The following is a 12003-nucleotide window of genomic DNA, read 5'->3' on the forward strand; positions in this document are numbered from 1 at the left end:
CCGCGTGACCCGCGTCGTGCGGCACGCCGATGAACACACCGCAGCAGTAAGGACACGCACATGACTCGCACCCCGCTCACCACGTCGCTCGACGGCTACGAGGTCTGGTTCCTCACCGGCAGCCAGCACCTGTACGGCCCCGAGACCCTCGCGCAGGTCGCCGAGCAGTCGCGCCAGGTGGCCGAGACGCTCGACGCGGCATCCGCCGTGCCCGTGAAGATCGTCTGGAAGCCGGTACTCACCGACTCCGACGCGATCCGCCGCACCGCGCTCGAGGCCAACGCCGCCGACCACGTCATCGGCCTCGTCGCCTGGATGCACACCTTCAGCCCCGCGAAGATGTGGATCGCCGGACTCGACGCGCTGCAGAAGCCGCTCGCGCACCTGCACACGCAGGCCAACGTCGAACTGCCGTGGGGCGAGATCGACTTCGACTTCATGAACCTCAACCAGGCCGCGCACGGCGACCGCGAGTTCGGGTACATCCAGACCCGCCTCGGCGTGCCGCGCAAGACGATCGTCGGCCACGCGAGCGACCCGCGCGTGCAGGCCGAGCTCGGCACGTGGCAGCGCGCGGCGGCCGGCCTCGCGGCATCGCGCAGCCTGAAGCTCGCCCGCTTCGGCGACAACATGCGCTTCGTCGCGGTCACCGAGGGCGACAAGACCGAGGCCGAGCTGCGCTTCGGCGTGCAGGTCAACACGTGGGGCGTCAACGAGCTCGCGGAGGCGGTGGCCGCGGCATCCGACGCCGACGTCGACGCGCTCGTCGCCGAGTACGAGGAGCTCTACGAGGTCGTGCCCGAGCTGCGCCGCGGCGGCGAGCGGCACCAGTCGCTGCGCGACGGCGCGGCGATCGAGCTGGGCCTGCGCTCGTTCCTCGAGGAGGGCGGCTTCGGCGCCTTCACCACGTCGTTCGAGGATCTCGGCGCGCTGAAGCAGCTGCCGGGCCTCGCGGTGCAGCGCCTCATGGCCGAGGGCTACGGCTTCGGCGCCGAGGGCGACTGGAAGACGGCCATCCTCGTGCGCGTCGCGAACGTCATGGGCGCCGGGCTGCCCGGCGGCGCGTCGCTCATGGAGGACTACACCTACGACCTCACGCCCGGCGACGAGCTGATCCTCGGCGCGCACATGCTCGAGGTCTCGCCGTCGCTCACGACCTCGAAGCCGTCGCTCGAGATCCACCCGCTCGGCATCGGCGGCAAGGAGGACCCGGTGCGTCTCGTCTTCACCGCCGACCCGGGCCCCGCCGTCGTGGTCGCGCTGAGCGACATGCGCGACCGGTTCCGGCTCACGGCGAACGTCGTCGAGAACGTCGAGCTGCGCCATCCGCTGCCCAAGCTGCCCGTCGGTCGCGCCGTCTGGAAGCCCGCCCCCGACTTCCACACCTCGGCCGCCGCGTGGCTGACCGCGGGCGCCGCGCACCACACGGTCATGTCGACCGCGGTGGGCGTCGAGGTCTTCCGCGACTTCGCCGACATGGCGAAGGCCGAGCTGCTCGTCATCGACGAGGACACCACGCTGCCCGGTTTCCAGCGCGAGGTGCGCTGGAACCAGGCGTACTACCGACTGGCGCAGGGCCTCTGAAGGCGGCGCGAATGAGCGGGACGGGCGCGGCAGGCCGGGAGGTGGACCCGGCCGCCGCGTCCGCTCCGGTGGGTGCGGGCGGGGCGGATGGCGCGGCGCGTGCGGCTGCCGGGGCCGGGGCAGGGGCCCGGGCTGCGGCTGCAGCGGATGTCGCGGCGCCCGCGTCGGACCCCACCGGCGTACCGACCATGTTCGACGTGGCCAAGCACGCCGGGGTGTCGCACCAGACCGTGTCGCGGGTGCTCAACGACCTGCCCGGTGTCGCCGCCGCGACGCGCGTTCGGGTGCAGCAGGCGATGGCCGAGCTGAACTACGCGCCGTCTCCGACCGCGCGGGCGATGGCGCGGCGCAAGTCGGGCTCGATCGGGCTGATCCAGGCGGGCCGGCCCGACTACGGCCCGTCGAGCGCGGCGCTCGGGTTCAACGAGGCCGCCCGCGAGGCCGGATACGCCGTGAGCCAAGCGAGCATGCGCGCGCTCGACGCCGACGCGCTCACCCAGGCCGTGCATCGGCTCGTGCTGCAGCGCGTCGAGGCGATCGTGCTCATCTCGGGCGAACGCGAGGGGGTTGAGGTGCTCCGCGGCATCGACGCGGGGGTGCCGGTCGTCGCCGTCGCCTCCGAGGACTCGCCGGGCTCGCACCGGGTCTCGTTCGACCAGGCCGCGGGCGCGCGGCTCGCGACCGAGCACCTCATCGGGCTGGGGCACCGGCGCATCGCGCACGTCGCCGGCCCCGCCGACTCGATGGACGCCGCCGAGCGCCGCCGCGGATTCGCCGCCGCGCTCGCGGCACACGGGCTCGAGCAGCGCGATCCGGTCGGGGGCGACTGGCTCGCGGCATCCGGTCACGCGGCGGGTCGACGGCTCCTCGCCGACGGATGGCCCACCGCCGTGTTCGTCGGCAACGACCAGATGTCGCTCGGGCTGCTGGCGGCCTGCCACGAGGTCGGCGTGCGCGTGCCCGAGGATCTCAGCGTCGTCGGCTTCGACGACATCCCCGAGGCGGCGTTCTTCACGCCTGGGCTCACGACGATGCGGCAGGACTTCGACACCCTCGGACGCGACATCATGGCGACCGTGCTCGACGTGCTCCGCGACGAGTCGTCGGCGCCCGACCGCACGGCGCGCCTGCCCGAGCTCGTCGTGCGCGCGAGCACGGCGCCGCCGCGCGCCTGACCGCGGCGCCTGGCGCCACCCTGCGCGCTGCTCGGGCGTGTGCAGGATGAGACGCATCACGGGTCTCCTCCCGGAGCCCTGATGCGTCTCATCCTGCGAACTCGGGGTGGCGCCGGACGGCCGACCGCGCCGCTTCGCCGGCCGAAATGCATGAGGATCCGGGAGATGGGCCGGTGGAGGGCACCGTCTCCCGGATTCTCATGCATCTCGTTCGGCTGCTCCTCGCGTGTGCAGGATGAGACGCATCATGGGTCTCCTCCCGGAGCCCTGATGCGTCTCATCCTACGAACTCGGGGTGGCGCGGGCCGAGCAGGCGCGCGCCGGCTCAGGCCGAGTAGTCGGGCAGCTGCTGCAGGGTCCAGCGATTGCCGTCGGGGTCGCGGAGCGTGATGAACCGACCCCACGCCTGCTCGTCGACGCCCTCTGCCTCGACGCCCTTCGCGCGGAGGTCGGCGAGCACGGCGTCGGCGTCGGGGATCACGACCTGGATGACGTCGAGCGAGCCCGGCGCGAGCGTGCCGCCGAGGCCCTCGCCGATCGCGATCGAGCAGGCCGAGCCGGGCGGGGTGAGCTGCACGAACCGCAGGTCGTCGCTGACGCGCTGGTCGTGGTCGGCGTTGAAGCCGAGCTTCTCGACGTAGAACTCCTTCGCGCGGTCGACGTCGGTGACGGGCACGAAGATGAGCTCGATCTTCCAGTCCATGGTGGGCCTCCTGTTCGGTGCCGGCAGCGGTGCGCGGCAAGGCGGGCTGTCGTCGCCAGTCTGCCTCCGACCGCCGTCATTCGCGTCGGGTCGGGGCCTGTCACGACCGCGGTCGTGCTGCGCGCCGCCCCGGGTCGGGCCGACGGTGGGAGGATGGTGGCCATGACGACGCTCAACATCACCGGGGATGCCGCGGCCGACGAACTGCTCAGCAGCGACGCGTTCGCCCTGCTCACCGGCATGCTGCTCGACCAGCAGGTCGCGATGGAGACCGCGTTCGCCGGGCCGTTGAAGATCCGCGACCGCGTGGGCTCGATCAGGCCCGAGACCCTCGCCGCGGTCGACCCCGACCACCTCGTCGACGTGTTCAAGCAGACGCCGGCGGTCCACCGCTACCCCGGTTCGATGGCCGGGCGCGTGCAGGCGCTGGCGGTCGCGGTACGCGACGACTGGGGCGGCGACGCCGCCGCGATCTGGACGCAGGGTGACCCCGACGGGCCCGAGGTGCTCCGCCGACTCAAGGCCCTGCCCGGCTTCGGCGACCAGAAGGCGAAGATCTTCCTCGCACTGCTCGGCAAGCAGCTGGGGCTGCAGGCCGACGGATGGCGCGAGGCGGTCGGGCACTACGGCGAAGACGGGTGCTTCGCCTCCGTCGCCGACATCACCGACGCGGAGTCGCTCGCCAAGGTGCGGGCGACGAAGCAGGCCGCGAAGGCCGCGGCGAAGGCCGGGAAGGCGTAGCGATCGGGCGGTCGGGCGGCAAGAGGCGAGCCGCCGGCTGCCGGCGCCCGGGCTATCCGACCGCCGGCCGCACCGCGCGCTCGTGCCATGCGGCCGCGGTCGCGTCGATGAGCGCGTCCCAGTCGCTCGGCTGCACGCCGAACACCTCGGTCGTCTCCGACGCGTCGACCACGAACGGCCGATCGAACTGGTAGACCACCCCCGCGACCTCGCGCACGATCGGCACCACGACCCCGCCGGCGGCGAGCACCCAGCGCGGCATCCGTCGTAGCCGAGGCTCGCCCGTGCCCGCCCGCGCACCGAGGTCCCGCAGGAGCTCGCGCACGCTGACCGGCGGATTGGACGGCACGAGCCACGCCGAGCCCCACGCCCGTTCGTCGCGCCCGAGCACCTCGAGGGTCGCGGCGATGTCGTCGACGGCGGTCCAGCTGTGCGGTGCGTCGGGGTCGCCGAACACCGTCACCGAGCGGCCGGCGAGCGTCTTCGCGGCGTACATCGGCAGCAGGCCGTTCGAGACCGGCGCGGTCGGCCCGAGGTAGTCCGACGCGCGCGCCTCGGTGACCCGGACCCGCCCGGCCTCGTGCGCGGCGAGTGCCTCCTCCCACATCCGGGCGCGCAGCACGCCCTTGTGGTCGGAGGGCCGCAGCGGAGTGTCGCGCCGCATCGGCCCGTCGACGGGCCCGTAGCCGTAGAGGTTGCCCATTGTCGCGAGCACGGCGCCGGATGTCTCGGCAGCGTGCAGGATCGACGCGGCGAGCGGCGGCCAGACGCGCTCCCACTCCGGATACGCACCGGGGTTCGCGCAGTTGTAGACGACCGCGGCCCCGCGCGCGGCCGAGGCAAGGCCCTCGGGGTCGCTCGCGTCGAGCGTGACGCGTTCGACGCGCGGATGGCTCGGCCCGCCGCCCGAGCGCGTGACGACGCGCACGCGCGAGCCGGCATCGGCGAGGCGGAGCGCGAGCGCCGTGCCGACGGGCCCGGCGCCGACGATGAGGTGGAAGGGCTCGACCATGTCGAGCATCCTCTCGCGCCGACGTTGCGGGTGTGTGAATCCGCCCCGCACCGAGCCCGACAGGTCGAGTGTTTCCGTTCGCGCCGAGTGTTGCCGCTGGAACGGTCACACTCGGCGCGAACGGAAACACTCGACGGGGGACGAGGCGAGTGCGACCGCCCTCCTGTTGAGCGCTCACATTTGCGTCGGCGTCACGAGTCGCGAACTCCATCGAGCAGTCGAACGCCTCCCTGGCGGGCTCGCATCGGCGGATTCTCGGGCGGTGGGGCCCCGTGATCCATCCGCCGCGAAATTGGCACTTGTGAGCGCTCACTTGTGAGCGCTAACATCTCCACTGCGGCCCGAATGAACCGGCCGCCCGGCGCACCGAGACTCCGCAGCAGCCCAGCCGCCGGCACGTGAACAAGGAGGTTCCAGCTGATGAAGACGCAGCTCATCGGCATCGCCGCCGCCGGCGCGATGCTCCTCGCCCTCTCCGGATGCGCCAGCGGTGGAGACGCCGCCGCCGAAGGCCCCAAGCCGCTCGACGAGCTCGTCGTCGGGTTCGCGCAGGTCGGCGCCGAGTCGGGTTGGCGCACCGCCAACACGAAGGACATCCAGGCCGCCTTCGAGGAGGCCGGGATCGAGCTCAAGTTCTCCGACGCGCAGCAGAAGCAGGAGAACCAGATCAAGGCGATCCGCTCGTACATCCAGCAGCAGGTCGACGTGATCGCGTTCTCGCCGGTCGTCGAGACCGGTTGGGACGCGGTGCTGAACGAGGCCAAGGCCGCCGGCATCCCCGTGGTGCTGACCGACCGCGCGGTCGACTCCGAAGACGACTCGCTCTACGTCAGCTTCCTCGGCTCCGACTTCGTCGAGGAGGGCGAGAAGGCCGGCCAGTGGGTGCTCGAGGAGTACGCCGACGCGACCGAGCCGGTCGAGATCATCCAGCTGGAGGGCACCACGGGCGCCGCGCCCGCCATCGACCGCGCCGAGGGCTTCGCCGAGGTCATCGCCGAGAACCCGAACCTCGAGGTCGTCGCCAGCCAGACCGGTGACTTCACCCGAGCCGGCGGCAAGCAGGTCACCGAGGCGCTGCTCAAGTCGAACCCGGGCGTCGACCTCATCTACGCGCACAACGACGACATGGGCCTCGGCGCCATCGAGGCGATCGAGGCGGCCGGCCTGGTGCCGGGCGAGGACATCAAGATCGTCACGGTCGACGCGGTCAAGGACGGCATGCAGGCCCTCGCCGACGGCAAGATCAACTTCATCGTCGAATGCTCGCCGCTGCTCGGCAAGCAGCTGATCGAGATCATCGAGCAGATCAACAACGGCGAGACCCCCGAGAAGCGCATCGTCACCGAGGAGACGACCTTCACGCAGGAGCAGGCGATCGAAGCGCTGCCGACGCGGCAGTACTGATCCGCGAGGTGCGGGTCGAGGAGGTCGCGACGCGGCTCCTCGGCCCGCACGGTCGGGTTTCGAGACGCCGCTTCGCGGCTCCTCAACCCACACAGGCCGGACGCCGCTCGCGGCTCCTCGGCCCCACGTTCGGGTTTCGAGACGCCGCTTCGCGGCTCCTCAACCCACACAGGCCGGACGCCGCTTCGCGGCTCCTCAACCCACACAGGCCGGACGCCGCTTCGCGGCTCCTCAACCCTCACAACTCGATGGAGAGCAATCGTGACCCAGCAGACCGAACCCGCCGCGGCAGCGACGGCACCGGTGCCGGTCGTCGAGATGCGCGGCATCTCGATCGGCTTCCCGGGCGTGAAGGCGCTCGACGGCGTCGACTTCCGCATGTTCCCCGGCGAGGTGCACTCGCTCATGGGCGAGAACGGCGCCGGCAAGTCGACCCTCATCAAGGCCCTGACCGGCGTCTACGGCATCGACGCCGGCACGATCACGCTCGCAGGCCAGCAGGTCTCGTTCAGCGGACCGGCCCAGGCGCAGGCCGCGGGCATCTCGACGGTCTACCAGGAGGTCAACCTCCTGCCGAACCTGTCCGTGGCCGAGAACATCATGCTCGGCCGCGAGCCCCGCCGCTTCGGCGGCATCGACTGGCGCACGATGCGCCGTCGGTCGGCCGAACTCCTCGCCGGGCTCAACCTCGACATCGACCCGGGCTCGCTGCTCGGCGACCACTCGCTCGCGGTGCAGCAGCTCATCGCGATCGCCCGCGCGATCGACGTGAACGCGAAGGTCCTGATCCTCGACGAGCCGACCTCGTCGCTCGACGCCGACGAGGTCGCCGAGCTGTTCCGCGTCATCCGCTCGCTGAAGGACCAGGGCGTCGCCATCCTGTTCGTCTCGCACTTCCTCGACCAGGTGTACGAGATCTGCGACCGGCTCACGGTCCTCCGCAACGGCCAGCTCGTGGGGGAGTACCTCGTCGAGGAGCTGCTGCGCATCGACCTCGTGCAGAAGATGATCGGCAAGGAGCTGACGGCGCTCGACGAGCTCGAGCAGCGCGCCCACACGGTGGTCGTCGACGACTCGGATGGCGCGACCTTCGTCTCGGCGACGCAGCTCGGGCGGCGCGGCGCGATCAACCCGGCCGACCTGCCGATCGCAGCCGGCGAGGTCGTGGGCCTCGCGGGCCTGCTCGGCTCAGGGCGGACCGAGTTCGCGCGCCTCCTCGGCGGCATCGACCGCGCCGACACGGGCGAGCTGACGATCCGCGGCGAGGCCGTGAAGCTCCGCACCCCGCGGCAGGCGATCTCCAAGCGCATCGCGTTCTCGAGCGAGAACCGGCGCGACGAGGGCATCGTCGGCGACCTCACCGTGCGCGACAACATCGTGCTCGCCCTGCAGGCCGACCGCGGCTGGTTCCGTCCGATCCCGAAGAAGAAGCAGGACGAGCTCGCCCAAAGCTACATCCAGGCCCTCAACATCCGACCCGGCAACCCCGACGCGCTCGTGCGCAACCTCTCGGGCGGCAATCAGCAGAAGGTGCTGCTCGCGCGGTGGCTCGCGATCGCACCCCGCCTGCTGATCCTCGACGAGCCCACCCGCGGCATCGACATCGGGGCCAAGGCCGAGATCCAGAAGCTCGTCTTCAATCTCGCCGAGAACGGCATGAGCGTGCTGTTCATCTCGGCCGAGCTCGAGGAGGTGCTGCGGCTCAGCCACCGCGTCGTCGTGCTCCGCGACCGGCACGTCGTCGCCGACCTCGAGAACGACGGGCTCACGGTCGACTCGCTGCTCGGTCTCATCGCCGACGGACGGGTCGCGTCCGACGACGAGGCGCTGGAGGAGCTCGAGGCGGCGGCGGTCGCGACATCCGGTGCCATCGCGCACGCGGCGGTCGCGCCATCCGGTGCCGCCCCCACCGCGACCCCCACCCGCCCCGACCACACCGAAGGAGGCCCGCGATGAGCGTGCTCGCCAAGGTCGTGTCGCACCGGTTGTTCTGGCCGGTTGTGATGCTGCTCGTCCTCTTCGCGATCAACCTCGTCGCGTTCCCCGGCTTCTTCACGATCACCGTGCGCGACGGGCAGCTGTTCGGCAGCCTGATCGACATCCTGCGCAACGGCGCGCCGACGCTGATCATCGCGGTCGGGATGACGCTGGTCATCGCCACGCGCGGCATCGACCTGTCGGTCGGGGCCGTCGCAGCGATCTCGGGCGCCGTCGCCTGCTCGATCATCCTCGGCTCGCCCGAGCCCGGGAACCTCGCGACGGTCGCGGTCGCGGTCTCCGTCGCGCTGCTCATCTCGCTCCTGCTCGGCGTGTGGAACGGGTTCCTCGTCGCGGTGCTCGGCATCCAGCCGATCATCGCCACGCTCATCCTCATGACCGCAGGGCGCGGCGTCGCGATGCTCATCACCGAGGGCCAGATCCTCACGGTGAACAGCCCGCCGTTCAAGTTCCTCGGCTCGGGGTTCTGGCTCGGCGTGCCGATCGCGGTGATCATCGCGGCGGTCGTGTTCGGCCTGGCGGCGCTCATCACGCGGCGCACCGCGCTCGGCATGTTCATCGAGTCGGTGGGCATCAACCCCGAGGCCAGCCGCCAGGCCGGCGTCCGCGCCCGCGGGTTGCTGTTCGCGGTCTACACGTTCTGCGCGCTGTGCGCCGCGATCGCGGGCCTCATCCTCACCGCGAACACCGCGGCGGCGGATGCCAACAACACGGGCCTGTTCATCGAGCTCGACGCGATCCTGGCCGTCGTGATCGGCGGCACGTCGCTCGCCGGCGGCCGGTACACGCTCCTCGGCACGCTCGTCGGCGCCCTCGTCATCCAGACGCTCGTCACGACCGTCTACACCGTCGGCATCCCGCCGATCGCGACCATGGTGTTCAAGGCCGCGGTCGTCACCGTCGTGTGCCTGCTCCAATCGCCCACCACGGCCGAGGCGTTCAGCGCATTCCGCAGACGCCTCGCCGTCCGAGCCGGGAAGGGGCTCGCCGCATCATGACCGAGCTGCTCGACGCCCCCGGGCGCGCCTCGCGCCCCGCCGACCGCGGGCCCGCCCGCCGCGCGCCGCGACCGCCGCGCGGGCCCGGCGGCACCGGCCCCGCGCCATCCGGCAACCCCATCGCCCGCGCCGGCCGCGCGGCCGCCGCGCTGCTCACCAGCCCGAAGTACGGGCCGGTGAGCGTCACCGCCATCCTGTTCGTCGCGGTCTTCGTCATCGGCGGCATCCGCTACCGCGGGTTCTTCTCGGGTCAGGTGTTCCTCAACCTGCTCGTCGACAACGCGTACCTCATCGTGCTCGCCGTCGGCATGACGTTCGTGATCCTCACGGGCGGCATCGACCTGTCGGTCGGCGCGGTCGTCGCGCTGTCGGGCATGATCGCCGCGAGCCTGCTGCAGACCGGATGGTCGCCCGGGGTCGTGATCCCGCTGATCCTGGTGCTCACGAGCGTGCTGGGCCTGCTGGTCGGCCTCATGATCCACGTGTTCAAGGTGCAACCGTTCATCGCCACATTGGCGGCGATGTTCCTCGCGCGCGGCCTCTGCTACGTGATCAGCCAGAGCTCGATCTCGATCACCGACCCGACCTTCGTGCAGCTCGCAGTCTCGCGCATCCCGCTCGGCGGCGGCATGTCGATCACCCCGAGCGTGATCATCGCGCTGGTCGTCGTCGCGCTCGCCGTATGGGTGCTGCACGGCACGCGCTTCGGTCGCACCGTCTACGCGATCGGCGGCGGCGAGCAGTCGGGCCTGCTCATGGGCCTTCCGGTCGCGCGCACCAAGGTGCTCGTCTACGTGATCTCGGGCTTCTGCTCGGGCCTCGCGGGCGTGCTGTTCACCTTCTACACGCTGTCGGGCTACCCGCTCACCGCGATCGGCACCGAGCTCGACGCGATCGCCGCGGTCGTGATCGGCGGCACGCTGCTGACCGGCGGGTACGGGTTCGTGCTCGGCTCGGTGCTCGGCGTGCTCGTGCTCGGCGTGATCCAGACGATCATCACCTTCGAGGGCACCCTCTCGTCGTGGTGGACGAAGATCTTCATCGGCGCGCTGCTGCTCGTGTTCATCATCCTGCAGAAGGTGCTCACGGCCAGGCGGCGCTGAGGCGCAGCGGATGGCGCAGGGCCCGCCCCCGATTGCGGGCCCTCCGCCTCCCCGTTCCGGCCGGTCCGGGCGGGATAATCGACATGACGAGCGCGCCGAGGGCGCGAGGCAGGGAGCCAGGCAGCGAGTGAGCGATCACGACGACAAGGCCCGGGCCGCGACGATCTTCGACGTGGCCCGGCTCGCCGGCGTGTCGCACCAGACGGTGTCGCGCGTGCTCAACGACCTGCCGAACGTGCGCCCCGCGACTCGGGCGCGCGTCGAGCAGGCCATCAAGCAGCTGCGGTACGTGCCGTCGCCGGCCGCGCGGGCGCTCGTGACCCGGCGCACGCGCACGCTCGGGCTGATCGTCACGGGCGCGCCCGACTACGGGCCCTCGTCGACCGCGCTGCACTTCAACGAGGCCGCGCGCGACGCCCGGTACGCGGTCATCACGGCCAGCATGCTCGAGACGGATGCCGCGAGCATGCGCTCCACGGCCGAGCTCCTGGTGCGGCAGAACGTCGAGGCGATCGTGCTCATCGCCGCGCAGCGCGCCGCGCTCGACGCGCTCGACGGCATCGAGCTCGGGGTGCCGGTCGTCGCCGTGGCATCCGAGGATCGAGGCTCGATGCACCGCGTGTGGCTCGACCAGTACGCCGGCGCGCGCCTCGCGGTCGAGCACCTCGTGGGGCTCGGGCACCGCGAGATCCGCCACGTCTCGGGGCCGACCAACGCGATGGATGCCGCGGAGCGCGTGCGCGGCTGGAGCGCCGCCCTCGGCGAGCACGGCCTGGCGGCGCGCGAGCCGCTCGTCGGCGACTGGTCGCCCGGCAGCGGATACGTGCACGGGCGCTCGCTCGCGGCCGATCCCGAGATGACCGCGGTGTTCGTCTCGAACGACCAGATGGCGCTCGGTGTCATGCACGCGTTCTCAGAGGCGGGCCTGTCGGTGCCGGGCGACGTGAGCATCGTCGGGTTCGACGACATCCCCGAGGCGGCGTTCTTCGCGCCGCCGCTCACGACCCTGCGGCAGGACTTCGACGCGCTCGGGCGCGACGCCATGGCGGGCGTGCTCGCGGTGCTGGGCGACGACGACCGGATGCCCGCGCCGCGCGTGCCCGACCTCGTCGTGCGCACGAGCACGGCCGCGCCGACGCGCGACCGGGCGGCCGTCACCTCCTGAGCCGGTTCCGCGCCTCACACCGTCACCGGATGGTGCGGTGACGCCTCGTCGGGCGGCCCACGCCTCCCTGCCGAGTGTTACCGTTCGCGCCGAGTGTGACCGATCGAGCGGCAACACTCG

The 12003-nt window shown here is 71.7% G+C and carries 10 protein-coding genes; 8 read left to right on the forward strand and 2 right to left on the reverse strand.

Annotated features, from left to right (window positions below):
• Positions 1-60 precede the first annotated feature (60 nt).
• Positions 61-1584: an L-arabinose isomerase gene (gene araA, locus AC3RKB_RS08765; RefSeq protein ID WP_491435701.1), complete on the forward strand. Its 1524-nt coding sequence runs from the start codon at positions 61-63 to the stop codon at positions 1582-1584.
• 11 nt (positions 1585-1595) lie between these two features.
• Complete coding sequence (locus AC3RKB_RS08770; protein ID WP_491435702.1) at positions 1596-2759, forward strand: LacI family DNA-binding transcriptional regulator; 1164 nt, start codon at positions 1596-1598, stop codon at positions 2757-2759.
• A gap of 325 nt (positions 2760-3084) precedes the next feature.
• Here the strand turns inward: AC3RKB_RS08770 and AC3RKB_RS08775 are convergent, their stop codons facing one another.
• Entirely contained in the window at positions 3085-3462 is a 378-nt protein-coding gene (locus AC3RKB_RS08775) for a glyoxalase superfamily protein (protein WP_491435703.1), read from the reverse strand.
• Between the two features lie 162 nt (positions 3463-3624).
• Between AC3RKB_RS08775 and AC3RKB_RS08780 the strand changes: the two genes are divergently transcribed.
• Positions 3625-4203 (forward strand): HhH-GPD-type base excision DNA repair protein, encoded by a 579-nt coding sequence (locus tag AC3RKB_RS08780; protein WP_491435704.1) that lies wholly within the window; start codon positions 3625-3627, stop codon positions 4201-4203.
• A gap of 52 nt (positions 4204-4255) precedes the next feature.
• On the opposite strand, the gene AC3RKB_RS08785 is transcribed toward AC3RKB_RS08780, so the two are convergent.
• On the reverse strand, positions 4256-5215 hold the full coding sequence (locus tag AC3RKB_RS08785; protein WP_491435705.1) for an NAD-dependent epimerase/dehydratase family protein: 960 nt from the start codon (positions 5213-5215) through the stop codon (positions 4256-4258).
• 420 nt (positions 5216-5635) lie between these two features.
• Here AC3RKB_RS08785 and AC3RKB_RS08790 point away from each other — a divergent pair, with 420 nt between their 5' ends.
• The 5 genes from AC3RKB_RS08790 to AC3RKB_RS08810 all read left to right on the forward strand — a co-directional run bounded on the left by AC3RKB_RS08790 (position 5636) and on the right by AC3RKB_RS08810 (position 11883).
• Positions 5636-6619 carry an ABC transporter substrate-binding protein gene (locus AC3RKB_RS08790; protein ID WP_491435706.1) on the forward strand — a complete coding sequence of 328 codons (984 nt, stop codon included), beginning with the start codon at positions 5636-5638 and terminating at the stop codon, positions 6617-6619.
• A gap of 318 nt (positions 6620-6937) precedes the next feature.
• Positions 6938-8575: a sugar ABC transporter ATP-binding protein gene (locus AC3RKB_RS08795; protein WP_491436793.1), complete on the forward strand. Its 1638-nt coding sequence runs from the start codon at positions 6938-6940 to the stop codon at positions 8573-8575.
• Positions 8572-9615, forward strand: coding sequence for an ABC transporter permease (locus AC3RKB_RS08800; RefSeq protein ID WP_491435707.1), 1044 nt, complete (start codon positions 8572-8574; stop codon positions 9613-9615). Before AC3RKB_RS08795 ends, AC3RKB_RS08800 begins: the two co-directional genes overlap by 4 nt.
• Complete coding sequence (yjfF, locus tag AC3RKB_RS08805; RefSeq protein ID WP_491435708.1) at positions 9612-10718, forward strand: galactofuranose ABC transporter, permease protein YjfF; 1107 nt, start codon at positions 9612-9614, stop codon at positions 10716-10718. Before AC3RKB_RS08800 ends, yjfF begins: the two co-directional genes overlap by 4 nt.
• A 127-nt stretch (positions 10719-10845) precedes the next feature.
• Entirely contained in the window at positions 10846-11883 is a 1038-nt protein-coding gene (locus tag AC3RKB_RS08810) for a LacI family DNA-binding transcriptional regulator (RefSeq protein WP_491435709.1), read from the forward strand.
• Positions 11884-12003: the final 120 nt, after the last annotated feature.

The sequence above is a fragment of the Agromyces capsici genome (assembly GCF_058349965.1).

Excerpts from the sequence above, each read along its gene's own strand:
- AC3RKB_RS08770 (WP_491435702.1), top strand. The coding sequence starts at position 1,596 with ATGAGCGGGACGGGCGCGGCAGGCCGGGAGGTGGACCCGGCCGCCGCG.
- yjfF (WP_491435708.1), top strand. The coding sequence starts at position 9,612 with ATGACCGAGCTGCTCGACGCCCCCGGGCGCGCCTCGCGCCCCGCCGAC.
- AC3RKB_RS08795 (WP_491436793.1), top strand. The coding sequence starts at position 6,938 with ATGCGCGGCATCTCGATCGGCTTCCCGGGCGTGAAGGCGCTCGACGGC.
- AC3RKB_RS08790 (WP_491435706.1), top strand. The coding sequence starts at position 5,636 with ATGAAGACGCAGCTCATCGGCATCGCCGCCGCCGGCGCGATGCTCCTC.
- AC3RKB_RS08785 (WP_491435705.1), bottom strand. The coding sequence starts at position 5,215 with ATGGTCGAGCCCTTCCACCTCATCGTCGGCGCCGGGCCCGTCGGCACG.
- AC3RKB_RS08800 (WP_491435707.1), top strand. The coding sequence starts at position 8,572 with ATGAGCGTGCTCGCCAAGGTCGTGTCGCACCGGTTGTTCTGGCCGGTT.
- AC3RKB_RS08775 (WP_491435703.1), bottom strand. The coding sequence starts at position 3,462 with ATGGACTGGAAGATCGAGCTCATCTTCGTGCCCGTCACCGACGTCGAC.
- AC3RKB_RS08780 (WP_491435704.1), top strand. The coding sequence starts at position 3,625 with ATGACGACGCTCAACATCACCGGGGATGCCGCGGCCGACGAACTGCTC.
- araA (WP_491435701.1), top strand. The coding sequence starts at position 61 with ATGACTCGCACCCCGCTCACCACGTCGCTCGACGGCTACGAGGTCTGG.